The organism is Actinokineospora auranticolor (assembly GCF_041897805.1).
Taxonomy (GTDB): domain Bacteria; phylum Actinomycetota; class Actinomycetes; order Mycobacteriales; family Pseudonocardiaceae; genus Actinokineospora; species Actinokineospora auranticolor.
In genome coordinates this window covers 4,512,894-4,530,777 of record NZ_CP154825.1, presented here as the reverse complement: position 1 = coordinate 4,530,777, position 17,884 = coordinate 4,512,894, and the positions used below count along the sequence as shown (strand labels likewise).

The 17,884-nt window shown below is 69.8% G+C and carries 17 protein-coding genes and 1 pseudogene; 14 read left to right on the top strand and 4 right to left on the bottom strand.

Annotation, left to right across the window (positions count from 1 at the left end; all coding sequences use genetic code 11):
* Positions 1 to 3 precede the first annotated feature (3 nt).
* The 10 genes and pseudogenes from V5P93_RS19965 (at position 4) to V5P93_RS19920 (ending at position 10,501) form a co-directional block, all read left to right on the top strand.
* On the top strand, positions 4 to 909 hold the full coding sequence (locus V5P93_RS19965; RefSeq protein WP_104480714.1) for a DnaJ C-terminal domain-containing protein: 906 nt from the start codon (positions 4 to 6) through the stop codon (positions 907 to 909).
* Positions 909 to 1,205, top strand: coding sequence for a chaperone modulator CbpM (locus tag V5P93_RS19960; protein ID WP_104480713.1), 297 nt, complete (start codon positions 909 to 911; stop codon positions 1,203 to 1,205). The genes V5P93_RS19965 and V5P93_RS19960 overlap by 1 nt, the downstream gene beginning before the upstream one ends.
* Positions 1,196 to 3,826, top strand: a complete 2,631-nt coding sequence (gene clpB, locus V5P93_RS19955) for an ATP-dependent chaperone ClpB (protein WP_104480712.1) — start codon at positions 1,196 to 1,198, stop codon at positions 3,824 to 3,826. Before V5P93_RS19960 ends, clpB begins: the two co-directional genes overlap by 10 nt.
* Entirely contained in the window at positions 3,823 to 4,020 is a 198-nt protein-coding gene (locus V5P93_RS19950) for a hypothetical protein (protein WP_104480711.1), read from the top strand. Before clpB ends, V5P93_RS19950 begins: the two co-directional genes overlap by 4 nt.
* On the top strand, positions 4,017 to 4,445 hold the full coding sequence (locus V5P93_RS19945) for a hypothetical protein (RefSeq protein ID WP_104480710.1): 429 nt from the start codon (positions 4,017 to 4,019) through the stop codon (positions 4,443 to 4,445). The genes V5P93_RS19950 and V5P93_RS19945 overlap by 4 nt, the downstream gene beginning before the upstream one ends.
* Complete coding sequence (locus tag V5P93_RS19940) at positions 4,442 to 4,705, top strand: UBP-type zinc finger domain-containing protein (RefSeq protein ID WP_104480709.1); 264 nt, start codon at positions 4,442 to 4,444, stop codon at positions 4,703 to 4,705. The genes V5P93_RS19945 and V5P93_RS19940 overlap by 4 nt, the downstream gene beginning before the upstream one ends.
* On the top strand, positions 4,702 to 6,381 hold the full coding sequence (locus tag V5P93_RS19935; RefSeq protein WP_104480708.1) for a cyclic nucleotide-binding domain-containing thioredoxin-disulfide reductase: 1,680 nt from the start codon (positions 4,702 to 4,704) through the stop codon (positions 6,379 to 6,381). The genes V5P93_RS19940 and V5P93_RS19935 overlap by 4 nt, the downstream gene beginning before the upstream one ends.
* Before the next feature lie 374 nt (positions 6,382 to 6,755).
* Positions 6,756 to 7,649 (top strand): IS5 family transposase, encoded by an 894-nt coding sequence (locus tag V5P93_RS19930; RefSeq protein WP_104480741.1) that lies wholly within the window; start codon positions 6,756 to 6,758, stop codon positions 7,647 to 7,649.
* A 486-nt stretch (positions 7,650 to 8,135) separates the two neighbouring features.
* On the top strand, positions 8,136 to 9,521 hold the full coding sequence (locus V5P93_RS19925) for a tol-pal system YbgF family protein (RefSeq protein ID WP_104480707.1): 1,386 nt from the start codon (positions 8,136 to 8,138) through the stop codon (positions 9,519 to 9,521).
* Between the two features lie 100 nt (positions 9,522 to 9,621).
* Positions 9,622 to 10,501 (top strand): annotated as a pseudogene (locus V5P93_RS19920) (IS5 family transposase).
* A 220-nt stretch (positions 10,502 to 10,721) separates the two neighbouring features.
* On the opposite strand, the gene V5P93_RS19915 reads toward V5P93_RS19920, so the two are convergent.
* The 3 genes from V5P93_RS19915 to V5P93_RS19905 all read right to left on the bottom strand — a co-directional run bounded on the left by V5P93_RS19915 (position 10,722) and on the right by V5P93_RS19905 (position 12,388).
* Positions 10,722 to 11,132 carry an Imm1 family immunity protein gene (locus V5P93_RS19915; protein ID WP_181043637.1) on the bottom strand — a complete coding sequence of 137 codons (411 nt, stop codon included), beginning with the start codon at positions 11,130 to 11,132 and terminating at the stop codon, positions 10,722 to 10,724.
* Entirely contained in the window at positions 11,129 to 11,860 is a 732-nt protein-coding gene (locus V5P93_RS19910; protein ID WP_104480705.1) for a DddA-like double-stranded DNA deaminase toxin, read from the bottom strand. The genes V5P93_RS19915 and V5P93_RS19910 overlap by 4 nt, the downstream gene beginning before the upstream one ends.
* Before the next feature lie 78 nt (positions 11,861 to 11,938).
* Positions 11,939 to 12,388 carry a hypothetical protein gene (locus V5P93_RS19905; protein ID WP_104480704.1) on the bottom strand — a complete coding sequence of 150 codons (450 nt, stop codon included), beginning with the start codon at positions 12,386 to 12,388 and terminating at the stop codon, positions 11,939 to 11,941.
* Between the two features lie 181 nt (positions 12,389 to 12,569).
* Here V5P93_RS19905 and V5P93_RS19900 point away from each other — a divergent pair, with 181 nt between their 5' ends.
* Positions 12,570 to 12,731, top strand: a complete 162-nt coding sequence (locus V5P93_RS19900) for a hypothetical protein (protein WP_181043636.1) — start codon at positions 12,570 to 12,572, stop codon at positions 12,729 to 12,731.
* A gap of 113 nt (positions 12,732 to 12,844) precedes the next feature.
* Here the strand turns inward: V5P93_RS19900 and V5P93_RS19895 are convergent, their stop codons facing one another.
* The gene (locus V5P93_RS19895; protein ID WP_146108155.1) at positions 12,845 to 13,111 is read right to left on the bottom strand and encodes a hypothetical protein; all 267 of its coding nucleotides are present in this window, start codon (positions 13,109 to 13,111) and stop codon (positions 12,845 to 12,847) included.
* Between the two features lie 355 nt (positions 13,112 to 13,466).
* Here V5P93_RS19895 and V5P93_RS19890 point away from each other — a divergent pair, with 355 nt between their 5' ends.
* The 3 genes from V5P93_RS19890 to V5P93_RS19880 all read left to right on the top strand — a co-directional run bounded on the left by V5P93_RS19890 (position 13,467) and on the right by V5P93_RS19880 (position 17,826).
* Positions 13,467 to 15,926, top strand: coding sequence for a tetratricopeptide repeat protein (locus tag V5P93_RS19890; RefSeq protein WP_104480702.1), 2,460 nt, complete (start codon positions 13,467 to 13,469; stop codon positions 15,924 to 15,926).
* Positions 15,927 to 16,753: 827 nt separating this feature from the next.
* A complete protein-coding gene (locus V5P93_RS19885; protein WP_181043635.1) occupies positions 16,754 to 17,632 on the top strand; it encodes a helix-turn-helix transcriptional regulator in 879 nt (292 codons plus the stop codon).
* Positions 17,629 to 17,826: a DUF397 domain-containing protein gene (locus V5P93_RS19880; RefSeq protein WP_181043634.1), complete on the top strand. Its 198-nt coding sequence runs from the start codon at positions 17,629 to 17,631 to the stop codon at positions 17,824 to 17,826. Before V5P93_RS19885 ends, V5P93_RS19880 begins: the two co-directional genes overlap by 4 nt.
* Positions 17,827 to 17,884 lie beyond the last annotated feature (58 nt).

The following is a 17,884-nucleotide window of genomic DNA, read 5'->3' as shown; positions in this document are numbered from 1 at the left end:
CCGGTGGCAGACCGAACGCCCCATGGCGACTTCTACGGCGCACTCGGCGTCCCCCGGACCGCGAGCACCGACGAGATACAGCGGGCGTACCGGAAGCTGGCCCGCCAGTACCACCCGGACGTCAACTCCGATCCCGGCGCCGAGGAGCGTTTCAAGGAGGTCGGCGCGGCCTACCAGGTGCTGTCCGACCCGGACCAGCGCCGCAGGTACGACCGGTTCGGGGCGGACTTCCGGCACGTGCCGGACGACGTCGACGAACGTGCCCACGCCGACGGCCGCACCCGCTACACCTCGGCGGGCCGGGGGGTCGGCGGCTTCGAGGACATCGAGGACCTGTTCAGCGGCTTGTTCCGGGGTAGGGGCGGCGGAGCGTCGATCCCCGGCGCCGACCAGCAGGCCGAGCTGGAGCTCACCGTCGAGGAGGCCTACCGCGGCGGGCACAAGCACCTGACGTTGCGCGGGTCGGGGCAGCGCGACTACGACGTGACGATCCCGCCCGGCGTCATGGACGGCCAGCGCATCCGCCTCGCCGGGCAGGGCGGCACGGGATCCGGCAACGCGGCGGCCGGGGACCTGTACCTCATCGTCCGCGTCAAGCCGCATCGGCGCTATCGGCTGTCCGGCCGGGACCTCCACATCGACCTTCCGGTGTCGCCGTGGGAGGCCGCGCTCGGCGCGACCGTTCCCGTCGACACACCGGGTGGCGAGGTGAAGGTTCGGGTCGCGCCCGGCGCGTCCAGCGGCCGCCGCCTTCGGTTGCGCGGCGAGGGAATGCCTGATCCACGGGGGAAACCGGGCGATCTGTACGCCGAGGTGCGGGTCATGGTGCCGAAGAGGCTCCGCAAGCGGGAACGCGAGCTGTTCGAGGAGTTGGCGGCGGTGTCCGAGTTCGATCCGAGGGGGACGTGATGGCGAAGTACCAGCTGGTGCGTCCCGTGCTGCTCAGCGTCGACGAGGTGGCCGCGCGCAGTGGACTGCATCCCGACCTGGTCCGCAGGTTCGCCGCGATGAGCCTGGTGGACAGCACGACAGACGTGATCGGACGGCTGCGGTTCACGCCGAAGGCGGTGCCCGCGCTGGCTCGCGTCCAGCGGCTGCGCACCGGGCTCGCCCTCAACTACGCGGCGATCGGGCTCGTGCTCGACCTGCTGGACCGCATCGAGGTTCTCGAAGCCCAAGTCAGGAGCCACCGGCGATGGACATGAGCAAGCTGACCCAGCGGACACAGGAAGCGCTGCGGCAGGCCCAGAGCGAGGCCGCTCGGCTTGGCCACCCCGAGACCGACGGCGAGCACCTGCTGCTGGCGCTGCTCGACCAGCCCGATGGCCTGGTGCCCCGGCTGCTCGACCAGGCAGGCGTGGACCTCGCCGGGTTGCGCGCCGCGGTCGAGGCGGAACTCGGCCGTCGGCCCACGGTGACCGGGCCGGGTGCGACGCCCGGCCAGGTGTACCTGACGCAGCGCCTCGCTGGCCTGCTGGCCGCGGCCGAGCGGGCGGCGACCCGGCTCAAGGACTCCTACGTCTCCGTGGAACACCTGGTGCTCGCGTTGCTCGACGAGGGGACCACGAGCGCGGCGGGCAGGTGGCTAGCCGAGTTCGGCGTGACGCGGGAGTCGTTCCTGACCGTGTTGACCAAGATCCGCGGCAACCAGCGGGTCACCTCCGCCACGCCGGAGGGCGCCTACGAGGCCCTGGACAAGTACGGCCGGGACCTGGTCGCCGACGCGCGCGCGGGCGAGCTCGACCCGGTGATCGGCCGGGACACCGAGATCCGCCGCGTCGTGCAGATCCTATCCCGGAAGTCGAAGAACAACCCGGTGCTGATCGGCGATCCCGGCGTCGGCAAGACCGCGATCGTCGAGGGGCTCGCCCAGCGCATCGTGCGCGGCGACGTGCCGGAGGGGCTGCGCGACAAGACGATCTTCTCCCTCGACATGGGCGCGCTGGTCGCCGGGGCGAAGTACCGCGGCGAGTTCGAGGAGCGGCTCAAGGCCGTGCTCGCCGAGGTCAGGGCAGCCGAGGGCGGCATCCTGCTGTTCGTCGACGAGGTGCACACCGTCGTGGGCGCAGGCGCCGCCGAGGGCGCGGTGGACGCGGGCAACATGCTCAAACCGATGCTCGCCCGCGGTGAGCTGCACATGATCGGCGCCACCACGCTCGACGAGTACCGCAGGCACATCGAGACCGACGCCGCCCTCGAGCGGCGGTTGCAGCCGGTCGTGGTGAACGAGCCGACACTGGAGGACACCGTCTCGATCCTGCGCGGCCTGCGCGAGCGGTTCGAGGTGTTCCACGGCGTCAAGATCCAGGACGGCGCGCTGGTCGCCGCCGCGGCGCTGTCGCACCGCTACATCACCGACCGGTTCCTCCCGGACAAGGCCATCGACCTGGTCGACGAGGCCTGCGCGCGGCTGCGGACCGAGATCGACTCCATGCCCGCCGAACTCGACGAGCTCACCCGGCGGGTCACCCGGCTGGAGATCGAGGAGGCCGCGCTGTCCAAGGAGACCGACGCGGCGAGCGAGGCGAGACTGGCCGATCTCCGTCGGGAACTCGCCGACCTGCGGGCCGAGGCCGACGCCAAGACGGCGCAGTGGGAGGCCGAGCGGCGGGCGATCCGCCGCGTGCAGGACCTCCGCTCGGAGCTGGAACGGCTGCGCCACGAGGCGGAGGTGGCCGAGCGCGACTACGACCTCAACCGCGCCGCCGAACTGCGCTACGGCCGGATCCGCGAACTCGAACGGCGGCTGGCCGCTGAGGAGGGGCAACTCGCGTCGAAGCAGGGCAAGGCGCGGCTGCTGCGAGAGGTCGTCACCGAGGACGAGATCGCCGAGATCGTCGCGGCCTGGACCGGCGTCCCCGTCGTCCGGCTGAAGGAGGGCGAACGGGCGAAACTGCTGCGGCTCGACGACATCCTGCGCCAACGCGTCGTCGGCCAGGAAGAGGCGGTGCGGCTCGTCGCCGACGCGATCATCCGCGCCCGCTCGGGCATCCGCGATCCGCGCAAGCCGATCGGGTCGTTCATCTTCCTCGGCCCGACCGGAGTCGGGAAGACCGAACTCGCCAAGACGCTGGCCGCCGCGCTGTTCGACAGCGAGGACAACCTGGTCCGGCTGGACATGAGCGAGTACCAGGAACGGCACACAGTCAGCAGGATGCTCGGCGCGCCGCCCGGATACGTCGGCTACGACGAGGGTGGCCAGCTCACCGAGGCGGTGCGGCGCAAGCCCTACTCGGTCGTGTTGTTCGACGAGGTCGAGAAGGCGCACCCGGACGTGTTCAACACCCTCCTGCAGGTGCTCGATGACGGCCGCGTCACCGACGCGCGTGGCCACACCGTCGACTTCCGCAACACGGTGATCATCATGACCTCCAACATCGGCTCGCGGGTGCTGCTGGACGGCGTCACCTCGCACGGCGAGATCGAACCGGACGCCCGCGACGCGGTACTGGCCGAGCTGCGGCACCACTTCCGGCCCGAGTTCCTCAACCGCGTCGACGACATCGTGCTGTTCACCCCGCTGGCGCTGCCGCAGATCGAACGCATCGTCGACCTGCTGTTCGACCAGGTGCGCGACCGGCTCGCCGAGCAGCGCGTCACCGTCGAACTGACCGACACCGCCAGGAAGTCCATCGCCCGCCGCGGCTTCGACCCCGTCTACGGCGCCCGGCCGCTGCACCGGTACATCTCGCACGAGGTCGAGACGCGCATCGGCCGCGCGTTGCTGCGCGGCGAACTCACCGACGGTCTGGTGATCACCGTCGACGCCGTGGACGACGACCTGACTGTCACCTACACCACCGGAGAGAGCAGAGCTGCGGCATGACAACCAGCACTGTCGTCTGCGACCACTGTGGACACACGAACCGGCTGCCAGCGGCCGCGCCAGCGCTGTTGGTGCCGCGTGGCGGCGAGGTCCTCGCGCGGCAGGCGGGTGCCGCACCCGTCACTGTGCTGCGCGGCCTGCTCGACCGGACGCTCACGTCGTCGCAGGATTTCACCAAGGAGGTCAGAACATGAACGGGAAACCAGTGCGGCGGTTGCCGCTGCGGCTCACCGCGGGCGCGATCATGCTCGATTCCGGGTTCGGCGAGGTCGACGCGGACAGGTCGGTCGCCGAGCAAGTGCACGGCTTCGGGGCCGATGCGTATCCCGTGCTCGGTGAGTTGCGACCGGAGCTGTTCGGCAAAGCCCTGTCGGCGGCCGGGATCGCGACCGGGGTCGCGCTGCCGGTGCCGGTCGTGCCCGCGGCCCACACCGACACCGGCCTGACGGCGTTCACCGCCGGGTTGATCGGCATGTACCTCAACGCACCCGGCATGCGCAGGCTCGGCAGTTTCCGACCGACCGGACAGGGAACCGTACCCGGCCAGGACGTCTGGCTGCTCGATAGCGGCCTGTCGCTGACGTTCGACCGGCAGGCCTGGAAGGGCGGCACGCGATGACGGCCATCGTCGACCGGCACCTCGCGCTCGTACGGGACGTCGTGCCGCAGACCCCGCAGGGCTGTGCGGAGTGCCTGATCGCAGACACGCCGTGGCTGCACCTGAGGCTCTGCCTGACCTGCGGCCACGTCGGCTGCTGCGACTCGTCGCCGATGAAACACGCGAGCAGGCACGCGCACGCCGCGGGCCACCCGATCGTGCGATCGTTCGAGCCGGGGGAGACCTGGCGCTGGTGCTACGTCGACCAGGCCTTCGTATGACCGCGCAGGCAGGTCCGCGACTGGTCGAGACCCCTGATCCGTACGGCGCGTTCCCGCGCCTGACCGACGAGCAGGTCGACACGCTCGCCGTCGTCGGTGAGCGCCGTCGGACCGGCTCGGGCGACGTGCTGTACGCCCAGGGCGAGCCCGCGTCGGAGTTCTTCGTGGTCCTCGAGGGCACAGTCGCCGTCGTCGAGGGCTTCGGCGACGAGCAGGAGATCGTCCGCGTGCACGGGCCGCGTCGGTTCCTCGGCGAACTCGGCCTGCTCGAGGGACAACCGGCATTCGTCGGCGCGGTCCTCGCCGAGGACGGTGAGGTGCTCGCAGTGTCGGTGGCCGCGCTGCGCCGACTGGTGCTCGGTGACCCCGCACTCGGCGAGCAGATCCTGCGCGCCTACCTGATCCGGCGCTCGCTGCTGATCGGCGGCGGCAGCGGATTCCGCGTCGTCGGCTCCTGCTACTCGCCGGACACCAGGCGGCTGCTGGAGTTCGCGGCGCGCAACCGGCTGCCGCACCGGCTGGTGGACCTGGAGAAGGACACGCAGGCCGAGGTGTTGCTGCGCCGGTTCGGTGTGGACATCGGCGACACCCCGGTCGTGGTGCTGCGCGGAACGGACGTCCTGCGCAACCCGAGCAACGCCGAGTTGGCCCGGCGAATGGGCCTGCGACGAGCGGATGCGCAGCGTGGAGTCGTCGACCTGCTGGTCGTCGGCGCCGGTCCCGCGGGCTTGGCCGCGGTCGTCTACGGCGCGTCCGACGGCCTGTCGGTGTCCTCAGTGGAGGCGTTGGCGGCCGGTGGGCAGGCCGCGACGACGTCACTGATCGAGAACTACCTCGGCTTCCCCAGCGGGATCTCCGGGGCGGAGCTGGCCGAACGGTCGTTGATCCAGGCCGACAAGTTCGGCGTCCGCGTCGCGGTTCCCGCCTGCGCGCGGACGCTGCGACCGCGTGACGGCGACTACGTGGTCGGATTCGACGACGGTGTGGAGATCGCCGCCCGCGCGGTGGTGATCGCCACCGGCGCCCACTACCGCAGGCTCGAGGTGCCCGGGATCGCGGAGTTCGAGGGCACCAGCGTCCACTACGCTGCGACCCTGCACGAAGCCAGGACCTGCGGGTCGTCACCGGTCGGTGTGGTGGGTGGCGGCAACTCCGCGGGCCAGGCAGCGGTGTTCCTCGCGCAGGACTCGCCGCGGGTCTACCTCCTGGTCCGCGGCGGCGACCTCACCCGGAACATGTCGCGCTATCTCGTCGACCAGGTCGAACGACACCCGAGGGTGACCGTGCTGACCCACAACGAAGTCCGCGGCGTCGTGGGTAACGCGATGCTCGAAGCGCTGGTCGTGGAGAACAACCGCACCGGTGAACGTCGAGAGCTCGACGTCCGGGCGCTGTTCGTCTTCATCGGGGCCTCCCCGCACACCGCTTGGCTTTCCGGTCTGGTGGCGCTCGACGAGGACGGCTTCGTGCTGACCGGCGCGGACGCCGACGGCAGCCGCGCCGACGACGGGTGGCAGCACGTGTCCCGGCGTCCGCTGGTGCTGGAAACGAGCAGACCGGGCGTGTTCGCGGTGGGCGACGTGCGCCGGGGCTCAGTCAAACGAGTCGCATCGGCCGTCGGCGAAGGCGCGATGGCCGTCCGGCTCGTGCACGAACACCTCTTCGCGGGGATCTGATGCCGATCATGGGCGTAACCAGGTGCTGCCCATCGGTACCCGGAGAACTACCTGTTCGTCCTCGGTCCTCAGCACCACGGGATGACCGCCCCGCACTCACCCAGCGCCGTCGTCACCTTCGTCATCAACGGCAACCTGCCCGTGCCCAGCAGTTGGTCCCGCCGCAGAACCCGACCACCGACAAACACCCGCTCCCCTGTCAGAGCGGGCGTCGGGCCCGGTGCTGGGCGAGGATCTTGCTTCACCACGGCGCGGCACTCTGTCGCCGAACGACGCCGCGCCGTCCACAGGGCACCCATACGCCGCCGCTTCACTCGATGCCATTCACGGGCGTCTCAGAACGTGTTTGAGATCTTGATCGGCGTGGCTGCTTGATCTTGTGGGTGTGGTCCACCAGGGTGGCCCTCGTGGCGCGTGAGCAGCGGTATCCGTCGGATCTGTCCGATGCCGAGTGGGTGGTGGTGGAGCCGTTGCTGCCGGCGCCGTCGGCGCATCCTCGGGGTGGTCGGCCGGAGAAGCATCCTCGTCGGGAGATCGTGGACGCGATCCTGTATGTAGTGCGTACGGGCTGCGCGTGGCGGCAGCTGCCTGCGGATTTTCCGCCGTGGGAGACGGTGTACTGGTACTTCACTCGCTGGAAGCAGCGGAAGTTGACCTTCCGGATGGTCGACGCCCTGCGCGCGATGGTCCGGGAGCAGGCGGGTCGTGACCCGGAGCCGAGCGCCGGGCTCATGGACTCGCAGTCGGTGAAGGGCTCCGACACCGTCGGTGTCGACACCCGGGGTTACGACGCGGGCAAGAAGGTCAACGGGCGTAAGCGGTTCATCGTGACCGACACTCTTGGCCTGCTGCTGGTGGCGCTGGTGCTGCCCGCCGGTGTGCAGGACCGCGACGGCGGCAAGAAACTCGTACTGGAACTGCGTCACCGCCAGATCATGGGCAAGGCGACTCGTCGTGTCCGGTACCTGTTCGCCGACGCCGGGTTCGCCGGCGCCTTCGTCGACTGGGCCCGCACGCTGCGGACCACGATCGAGATCGTCCGCAAACCCCCGGACCGGACAGGCTTCGCGGTCATTCCCAGAAGGTGGGCGGTCGAACGCACCTTCGCCTGGCTCACCGCACACCGACGCCTGGCCCGTGACCACGAACGCCACCCCGCCACCTCCGAGGCCATCATCCGCTGGGCCGCCATCACCACCATGACCCGACGCATCGCCCGCGGACACGCCGCGACCCGACTCGGACCACGCCCACTCACCACCACCTGAAGATCTCAAACACGCTCTGAGGCGGCCGGTTTGCAGGGGTGTCAACTCCACGTGCCCTGCCGAGGTGAGCAGGGTGATGGTGTGGCCGTCGTATTCCACGCTGAGGGTCCCCCGTGCGGCGGGGAACACGCGCGCGGACAGGCCACCGAGGCAATCGAGAGCGGCCCGGCGAAGGTCCTCCCGCACTCGACCGCACTGCCCCGGACTCAACAACGCCAGCCCGATCGATGCACCGGTGACGGCGACCCGAGCGTCACCGGTGAGCTCCACGACGACCTTGGCCCGACGGCCCCGGCCGTCCCTGCACCGGATCGTCGTTGCCCGGCCGCGACCGCGGCACCCCCGCCCACGTACGTTCATGTTCGCTCCCACGTTCCGGGGCCGCGAGCCCTCGCCGTCGCTCGGATGTAGTCAACCGATCACGTCGCGCGGGCGGTACGGTGTCGGTGGCGGCGATCGGTATACCGGGTATAGAGGCGAACGCTCATGACCACAGGACGACGTTCACGCACACCCAATACACGGCTGCGCGACGTGGTCGCCGAGGCCGACCTGACCTATCAGGCACTCGCCGCGGCCGTGCGCGAGGTCGCCGCTGAATGCGGTGTTTGTCTACGCACCAACAAGTCCAATGTCGAGCATTGGCTCTCCGGCGCCATCCCTCGGACCGAGACAGTCCGCTTCCTCGCTGCGGCCTTGTCTCGCAGGTTGGGCAGGGTGGTGACTGCGGCCGATCTCGGGTTGGGCGCCGAGGAGGAACCCGACGGACTGCTCGGTGCCGTGCTCACCTCCGATCCGCTGGACACGTTGCACCTGATGTGGAGCCAGGAGGTCGGACGCCGCCGCTTTCTGCTCGGCTCGGCCTATTCGATCGCCTCCGCCGCGCTTCCACTGTCCCGCCTGCACGACGCGGCGGCCCGTACCCGCGCGGCCGCGCGCACCGGCCACACCGTCGGCATGCCGGAAGTACTGGCCGTCAGGGACATGGTGGCCGCGCTGACCGAGCTGGACGAACGCCATGGCGGAGACCACGGCCGCACCGCCCTCGTCGCCTATCTTCGCGACGAGGTCGCTTCGCTGTGCCGTGGCCGGTTCCACAGCGACGCAGTGCGCCGGGAGATGCTGTCCGCCGCCAGTCGTGGCGTGCACCTGCTCGGCTGGAAGCACTACGACACCGGCCAACACGGCCTCGCGCAACGCTACTTCCTCCAGTCCTACGCCTTGGCATGCGAATCGGAGGTGACCGGGCACGACGGGTTCGTCATGCGCACCATGGCCATGCAGGGACTGCGGCTGCACCGCCCGGAGCACTGCCTCGGGCTGGCCGAAACCGGCCTCAACCGGGCCAAAGGCATGGTGGACCCGCACATCGAGGCCCTGTTTCGCGTCGTGCACGCCCACACCCTGGCCAAGGTCGGGCTCGGCCCCGCCGCCCGCGCCGAACTCGACCATTCCCGCCGCCTGATCGACACCGCTCCCGCCGGCGAGCTGCCGTTCTGGGCACTGACCTGGGGCCCGCCCCGCGCCTCGGTACATTCCCGCGCAGCCCGGGTCTACGAGACCCTGGGCGAACACGCTGCCGCCGCGGAGCAGTACACCCGCTCGGCCACCGCGCGCCCTACCGACACCTACGCCCGCATCGCCGCGCTCGACCTCGACTCCGCCGCGCGCATGCACTTTCGGCGCGGCGGCCACGAACAGGCCTGCACGACCTGGATGCGCGCTCTGGACCACATGAGCGGGGTCAGCTCGGTCCGCACCCGCAAGGCCCTCAAACGGATACGGGGGGACATCGCCGGTCTGCGCGCCCGCGGAATGCGACTCGCTCTCGACCTCGACACCCGCGCCCGCGACCTGATCGCGGCAACCTGACACGAGCGGGCGCACGGCGGTTCGATTCGGCCTGCTGGTGGACCCCCGACTAGGGAGCGTCCTCAAAGTGTGTGTGGGTGACCTGGTTTGATCTTGTGTCGTGGTGCGTAGGCATGAGCTGACTGATGAGCAGTGGCGGGTCATTGAGCCCTTGTTGCCGGCATCGGGTGCGAAGGGGCGTCCGCGGGTGGATGACCGTCGGGTGATCAACGGGATGCTCTTCAAGTGCAAGATCGGGATTGCCTGGCGGGATCTGCCGGAGCGGTACGGGCCGTGGAAGACGGTCTACAACCGGTTCTGGCGCTGGTCCCGCAACGGCACCCTCACCGTGTTGGTGCGGAGGGTGCGGGTGATCGCTGAGGCGATCGACGAGCTCGACCGGGAGGTGTCAGTCGATTCCTCGATCGTGCGCGCGCATCAGCATGCGGCGGGCGCTCGCCGGCCTCGACCGCACACAGGGGGTGAGCGGGTCCCGGTTCGGGCAGGGCGAACCAGATGATCATGCTATCGGTCGGTCGCGTGGCGGGCCCACCACCAAGATCCATCTCGCGTGCGACGGGCGTGGTCGGCCGTTGTCGGTGGTCTTGACCGGCGGGAACGTCAACGACTGCACCCGGTTCGTCGAGGTCATGGCGGGTGTTCGGTTCGAGCGACCCGGACCCGGCAGGCCGGCCACGCGTCCAGACCGGGTGCTCGCGGACAAGGGCTATTCCAGTAAAGCGATCCGCACCTATCTGCGCAGCCGTCACATCCGGGCGACCATCCCTGAACGCCGCGACCAGCGCGCCAACCGCGCTGGTCGCGGCGCGAAGGGCGGTCGCCCACCCGCCTTCGACCGCGTCGCCTACCGCCGCCGCAACGTGGTCGAACGCTGCTTCCAACGCCTCAAACAGTTCCGGGCGATCGTCACCCGCTACGACAAGACAGCCCTGTCCTACCAAGCCATGATCGACCTGGCCACCCTCACCCTCTGGCTTTGAGGACGCTCCCTAGCGGCGGGCCCCGGTAGTAGGCGTCGCGCAGCACGACGACCTCATCGGCGAGCTCCGGATCCGTTCCTCCACGTTCACGGCGTGGACGCTACCGTTGGTCACCGACACCGTCGGAGCGCGGCGATCCACCTGGCCGATGACAGGTTCCTCAAGCCGCCAACGTCGGCCTGCCCATGAGGTCGACACCGACTACCGAGAATGAAGTTGCCTATTCGCTGTGGAGTTCTTTCCAGGCGATGGAAGTGGGCCGTTCTCCGGTGGAGAGAAACTCCTGCGCGGCCTGCACCACGCGGGTGAACGAGATTTCACAAGAGGCGGGGACGGGGCGCTCGTGGCTCATGTAGTCGTAGCTCAACAATTCCTCGCTGGCATCAGGGTCGCCTTGACTGAACCACAAGCCGGGCCAATTGCCGCCGGTGAAGTTGAGGGTGCCCCTGTCGTCGTTCACACCGACCCCGAACTCGACCGCGTCCGAGCCTTCGATGTACCACTGCATGAACAAGGGCAGATTGAACTCCCGCGAATCGGCCTGGGCGCGGGCGAGGAGCGCGGCGACGTCCGCGGGGGTTCGGAGCATGACCGGTTCGTCCTCGTCGAAGAACGCTCGCACGATGGTCATTTCTGCGCCTTTCCGTGGTACACCTTGTGGAATCCGTTCGCTCCGTGGACGGTCATAGTGTATCCGGCGGGAAGAATGCGCGGTATGAGGGTGTCGCATCCAAGGTCTCCGACGCATGGCACGTTGTTGATCGCCAGTACGATATGACGGATTCGGTTGGTGCGCATGTGGACGGCTAGTTTCACTTCCACATCGGCGGTAGTGTTAGGGACTTTTTTATCTGCTTGTTGGAACCATGTGACCGCTGCGTAATATTTGTCGTCCCATCCGCTGGTCTCGGTGTGGATCTCCCCGTCCAGCCCAATCCATCGGCCGTGTGTCTTGGCGGAGCGCTGCCGCCGGGTTCGGTCCCTGGTGCGTGGAAGGTCGGGAGGCAACCCGGTACGAAGGCGCTGTCGTTGTGCGGAGTGGGACAAATGAGGGTCAGGTCCGCTGGGCGGTGGGTGACCGGTCGTGCCGAGGTGGTGGTCCGCGGTCGCGCGGAGCTGCTGCGCGGCCTTGTCCAGCGTGGTGTCGAGGTCTCGCAAACACTGCTCGGCGTGTCCGGTCACCTGGTTGATGCGGTCAGCGCGGTCGCTCTGCCCGAGAAGCCCGGCCACAGCTCGGTCGACGGAGTCCAACGCCTGGTACCAGTCCCGTAGGCGACTCTGGAGATCGGTGACCGTCGTGGCGAGGCGAGCAAGTCGCCGGGCTGCCTCGGCGATGGAGTCCTCACCAGGCGAGGTCATCGACGGCCATCATCGTGATCGCGGGCATGGGCCGGGACGTCGAGGTCGTAGTCGGCCCGCCACCACACGGTGCCAGCGCTAGTTCTTCGTGCCGGTGTCGCCCAGGTGCCTGGTGATCCATTCGTACACTCGCTCGTCGTAACCGTTCCAGCCGTCGAAGTGGAAGCTCTGCGTCCGGGCGTACTGGTCGATGTCTCGCAGTGCCTCGGCCAGGTGGTGGTCGGCGCCTGGGAACAGTTGGTGGCGTAGCACCGGGTCGGTGATCACTGCGAGGGCCGCGGGTGGGGTGCGGCGGCCCAGATAGCGGGCGAAGTTCGGGTAGTAGCTGCTAATGGAGGGGCCGTGTTGGTCGATGCTGACCAGGCTGACGTAGAAGTCGAACCGGCACAAGCTGGTGAGGACGGTGTCGTCGTCGGCGGTGACGTCGGGTTGTAGGGCCTCCGCCGCGCGGATGATGTTGTGCGCGCCTCCGAGGAAGCTGGTCCGCTGTTCGTCGGTGTCGACCAGGTTCTTGCGGCCGGCTGTCACGAGGGCGTGTCGTAACCAGTTGGCGTAGCGGGTGAATGCCTCGCCGCCAGGCCTGGCTGGCGGTTGGCCAGATGTCGCACCGCCGCCCAGGCCTGGCGGCGGACCGCGTAGGCGCCCAGAGCTTCCACGCGGGTGGCGATCTCAAGCCAGAGCTGGGGGCCGATCGCACACCGTGGGCCTCGTGGCCGTGCTCGTCGAAGCCGACGGCGTAGACGCGGGTCAACGCTGCGACGGCTCGCTCGTGCCACCGCGCGCGCTCGACCCGCAGGCACAGCGCCGCCAAGGCGACCAGGCGGTCAAGGAGTTGCCGCAGCTGGTCCTCCTGTTCGGGGGCGGCGAGTAGTTCGGCGGCCTCGCGCGGCAGCTGTTCGAGTAGGCGCAGCAGTGGGATGTCGTCGTTGCGGCGCAGCAACTCGGTGACGAGCCGGTCGAAGGTCTTGGCGTCGAGTTTCCAGGTCACGGCCTCGGTCGGGAGGCCTGCACACGGTGGGCCGCCAACCCGAGATCGAGCCGCGCGGTCCACTCCGCGAACGCCTCGCGCCGCCAGCTGTCCTTGCGCCGGGCGACGATCTGCTCGACGAGCAGTCTGCGGTCGGCGTCGGTCCAGCGTTCACTGCGCGTGCCGTGGCGTACGAACACATCACCGACCCGGAACACGATGTTCTTCTTGGGCTTGCCGTGGGGAACGGTTCCTCGTACTCGCCCGCCTCGCGGAACGCGCACCAGCCTTAGTCGCTGGGAGCGACGTACAGCAGCGCGACAGGCATTCCCTGGACCTCGTACCAGGCTGACTTCGGTGCGCGACATGCCCGGCGGGAGAGTCACCCGCAACACCCACCACGTCAACTCGGCCGCCAGCGTGACCTACCCGCCCCGCGTCAACCACCTGCGTCGCACGGCCTCATGACCGCCGGAGCACAGCCCCTCGGGACCGGCCACACACGAATACGGCCGTGCGCGGACAAACGCCGTACGTCCGCCGTCCGTCCCCCGGGCTGAACGCAACATCGCCTGCGGTGCTGGGCGGGTCGACGCGAGGGGTTGGAGAGGCGGGGTCGCCAATGCCAGCGGGGGTTGGGTGGATGATCTGGGCGTGGCGGGCGACGGCGGTGGGGGCAACACCTTCTCGGGTATCGGCAGCGGGCCGGTCGTGCAGGCCGGGACTGTCCACGACGGCGTGCACTTCCATCCGCCGGTGGCGCGGGAGCCGGTGGGGTTGCCGTTTCGGTTCGGGTCGGTACCCGCCCGGGTCGGCGGGTTCCAGGACCGTGCGGTCGCCGGGGCGGTGGCCGCGGCGGTGGAGGGTGACGGCCCGGCGGTGTTGACCTCCTCGGGGGTGGGGGTGGTGTCGGGGTTGGGCGGGGTGAGCAAGACCCAGTTGGCCGCCGACTACGCCCACCGCGCCTGGGACCGGCGGCAGGTGGACTTGGTGGTGTGGGTGGCAGCCACCTCCCGCGACGGTGTGGTGGCCGCCTACGCGCGGTTGGCCGCCGAGCTGACCGGTCTCACCGATGCCGACGCCGAGCAGGGAGCACAACGGGCTGTGGACTGGCTGGCCAGTACAGGGCGCCGGTGGCTGGTGGTCCTCGACGACGTGCGGTCCCCGGGTGATCTGAAGGGCCTGTGGCCTCCGCGCACCACCTGTGGGCGGGTGTTGGTGACGACCCGGCGCCGCGACGCCGCCTTGGCCCGGGTCGGGTCGATGGTGGAGGTGGGGTTGTTCACCCCGGCGGAGTCGGCCGCCTACCTGCGGGCGGTGTTGGCGCGGCGGCCCGGGTTGGCTGAGGGCGCGGCCGAGCTCGCCGAGGCGTTGGGGCATCTGCCGTTGGCACTGTCACAGGCCGCCGCCTACGCCGCCGACCGCAACATCAGCTGCGTCGAGTACCTGGCCAGGTTCCGAGCCCGTCGCCTGGTCACGGTGTTGCCCGCGCCGGACGCGCTGCCCGATGAGCATCAGGCCACCGTGGACGTCACCTGGTCGTTGTCGATCGAGGCCGCCGACAAAGTGGACCCGGCCGGGTTGGCCGCCCCGCTGATGCGGTTGTGCGCGGTGCTGGACCCCAACGGCATCCCGCTGTCGGTGCTCACCGCCGACCCGGTCGTAGCCCTCCTCACCGAACTCACCGGTGAGGTGGTCGATGCCGAGCAGGCTCGTGACGGGCTGGCCTGCCTGTACCTGCTCAACCTGATCACCCTCGACACCCGGACCCCGCATCCGGAGGTGCGGACGCACGCCCTGGTCCAACGCGCCACTCGCGAACACACCCCTGAGCAGGAGATGTCGCGCCTGGCCCACACCGCCGCCGACGCCCTGATGGCCGCCTGGCCGGAGATCGAACGCGACACCACCCACGCCGCCGTCCTGCGCGCCAACGCCCTCGCTCTGCACACCACCGGCCACCACCTGTGGCACCCCAACCCCCACGAGGTGCTGTTCCTGGCCGGGAATAGCCTCGGACTGGCCGGACAAGCCGTCGGCGCCCGCGAGTACTTCACCCGCCTGCGCACCACTGCCACCCACTTCCACGGCTCTGACCACCCCGGCACACTCGCCACCCGCCACAACCTGGCTTGCTGGCTGGGAGAGGCGGGTGACCCGGCCGGGGCCGTCACGAGTTTTGTCGATGTGGTCAACGACCACATGCGGGTGCTGGGCCCCGACCACCCCGACACTCTCACTGCCCGTCACAACCTGGCCTACTGGCGGGGGCAGGCGGGTGATCCTGTGGGGGCCGCGGCCGCGACGGCCGACTTGCTCGTCGACCGGGTGCGGGTGCTGGGCCCCGACCACCCCGACACTCTCACTGCCCGTCACAACCTGGCCCGCTGGCGGGGGGAGGCGGGTGATCCGGTGGGGGCCGCGGCCGCGACGGCCGACTTGCTCGTCGACCGGGTACGGGTGCTGGGCCCCGACCACCCCGACACCCTTGCCACGCGTCACAACCTGGCCCGCTGGCGGGGGCGGGCCGGCGACCCGGTCGGGGCCGTCGCCGGGTTCGTCGACTTACTCACCGCCCAGGAGCGGGTGCTGGGACCCGACCACCCCCACACCCTCACTACCCGCCACGATCTGGCCGCCTGGCGAGGGCAGGCGGAAGACCCGACCGGGGCCGTCGCCGGGCTTGTCGACCTGCTCGCCGACCGGGTGCGGGTGCTGGGCCCCGACCACCCCGACACCCTCATCACCCGTAACAACCTCGCCTACTGGCGGCGGGAGGCGGGTGATCCGGTCGGGGCCGCGACCGCGATCGCCGACCTGCTCGACGACCAACTGCGAGTACTGGGCCCAGACCACCTCCACACCCTCGCCACCCGTCACAACCTGGCCTGCAGCCGGGGGAAAGCAGGCGATCCGGCCGGGGCCGCGACCGCGATCGCCGACCTGCTCACCGACGTGGAACGGGTGCTGGGACCCGACCACCCGCACACCCTCACCACCCGCGACAACCTGGCCCATTGGCGGCGAGTCGCCGAGGAGGTATCGCACCACGATGATGGATGGTCTGGTTCAGCCGAGGCCGATCACCAGGGCTCGTGAGGGCCGCCTTGCCGTCCAGACCGCGGGTCCCGCCCCACCACAGGGCCAGCACGACCCCGGCGGTGAGCGCCCCGACCGCTGCCATGCCGACGATGATCTTCCAACGCGGGATCGCGGGAAGCGTCGCACGCGGTGGGTGGGCGACAGGGCCTGGTGGTGGCTGCGTGGACGGTCTCATGGCCGGTCATGGTGCAACCCGGTCGCCGTCGGGCTTTGACCAACGTCGTCTCCACCCGTCCGGGGACCCGAGCGGACGCCTTCCGCGCCACCCCGATCACCTCGGGACCGCCCACCGGCCGTGGCCGAGGTGACCCGAGGGGCTCGATGGCGCGTGTGTCCACGCCGGGAGCCGTGGGGCAGCGGTTTCGCGCTGTGGTGGGTCCGGGGTCGTGGCGGGGCTCAGGACGGGGGCGGGATCCGTGTGGGGGTCGTGTAGTGCCGTTCCACGGGGAGCAGGAATCGCATGAGTGCCACGCAGCAGTCGGCGCAGTGCCCGCTGGGAATGGCCGGGGGGTGCTCCCACGTATGGGTGATGGGCATGCCGCACAGGCCGTACGGCTGGACCGGGTGGCCCGGGCGGACGGCGTGAAGCCTGCCGAGGTCGAGTCCCGCCGATCGGAACGTTCCCCACCGCCACGCCGCGAGGCACGTGGTGGCGTGACGGTCGGTGGTTGTCGATGAACGGGGGTGATCTTCCCAGCCCGGGTGGCTTCTAGACTGCTCGGCGGTGGGGACCATGACACCACGCTACATAGGAATTCCTATTTTCTGTTGGGCTGAACGGGTGTCGCGGTGTGGTGGTCGGGTGGGACGGAGGCGGACAGAGGGTGTCGAAGCGGGCCCTGTCGACGGCACACACGCGGCTGCTGCACGCGCTCAACGACCTGAAGGCGACGGCACGTCTCACCGACGCCGAGGCCGCCAAGGCCACCGATCTGCAAGGGTCGAAGATCAGCCGGATCCTGCAGGGCCAGTCCAAGGCCAAACCCGAGGACGTGCGCCTGCTCGCCAGGGCCTACAACGCCACCCCGGAGGTGGTCGAGGCGTTGGTCGACCTGGCCGAGCGGGCATGGCGGGCCGGGGACGACTGGACGACCGTCTTCTCCGCGTTCACCGACGCCTTCTGGCACGGCCTCGACATGGAACGCCACGCCACCGAGATCAACCAGATCCAGAGCGAGATCGTGCCCGGCCTCGCCCAAACCGAGCACTACCGGCTCGCACTGCAACAGGCGGCCGGGCCCCTCCTCGATCGCGACCTCGTCCTCCACGGACTCCGACAACGGCACGCCCTGCTGGAGCGCGTCGACCCACCACCGCCACGAGTGCGGATGATCCTGTCGGAATCGTGCCTGCGCCGCCGCCACGGCACGAGCGCGGTCATGGCCGAACAGATGCGCGCCCTGCTGCGCTTCGCCGCGCGCCCCACGGTCGAACTGCGCCTCGCCCCCTTCGCCGGGCCACCGGCGCGGCACTCGTCGCTGAACTTCACCTTGATGCACATTCCCGGCGCGGCCGAACCCATCGCGCCCATGGACGTGGTGTGCCTGGAGCACCTCGCCGACGCGCAGTATCTCCGCGACCCCGAGCACGTGCGGCCCTACCAGGACCTTTTCGAACAGCGCTGGCGGCTCGCGGTCGCGGGCGAGGCGTGCGAGAAGATGATCTCCGGCATCGCCGACGACTACGACAGGACGACACCGTGACCATCCAGCTCGCGGATTCGTGGCGCAAGTCCACCTCCTCGCAGCCCAACGAGGCCTGCGTGGAAATCAACCACCGACACAACAACGACCATGCCGGCATCCGGGACGGCAAACACCGAGCCGGCCCCACGATCACCATCCCCGGCGCGGCTCTCACCGCACTGGTCCACCACGTCAGGGAACACCCCGCATAGCCCACGCCGTACACGCGCCCGGCCGACAGGCATAGAGGACCCCGCACCGGCACACCGG

What these genes read in the sequence shown, in the direction of transcription:
- V5P93_RS19960 (WP_104480713.1), top strand. Translation starts at nt 909, where the DNA reads ATGGCGAAGTACCAGCTGGTGCGTCCCGTGCTGCTCAGCGTCGACGAG.
- clpB (WP_104480712.1), top strand. Translation starts at nt 1,196, where the DNA reads ATGGACATGAGCAAGCTGACCCAGCGGACACAGGAAGCGCTGCGGCAG.
- V5P93_RS19950 (WP_104480711.1), top strand. Translation starts at nt 3,823, where the DNA reads ATGACAACCAGCACTGTCGTCTGCGACCACTGTGGACACACGAACCGG.
- V5P93_RS19945 (WP_104480710.1), top strand. Translation starts at nt 4,017, where the DNA reads ATGAACGGGAAACCAGTGCGGCGGTTGCCGCTGCGGCTCACCGCGGGC.
- V5P93_RS19940 (WP_104480709.1), top strand. Translation starts at nt 4,442, where the DNA reads ATGACGGCCATCGTCGACCGGCACCTCGCGCTCGTACGGGACGTCGTG.
- V5P93_RS19935 (WP_104480708.1), top strand. Translation starts at nt 4,702, where the DNA reads ATGACCGCGCAGGCAGGTCCGCGACTGGTCGAGACCCCTGATCCGTAC.
- V5P93_RS19925 (WP_104480707.1), top strand. Translation starts at nt 8,136, where the DNA reads ATGACCACAGGACGACGTTCACGCACACCCAATACACGGCTGCGCGAC.
- V5P93_RS19915 (WP_181043637.1), bottom strand. Translation starts at nt 11,132, where the DNA reads ATGACCATCGTGCGAGCGTTCTTCGACGAGGACGAACCGGTCATGCTC.
- V5P93_RS19910 (WP_104480705.1), bottom strand. Translation starts at nt 11,860, where the DNA reads ATGACCTCGCCTGGTGAGGACTCCATCGCCGAGGCAGCCCGGCGACTT.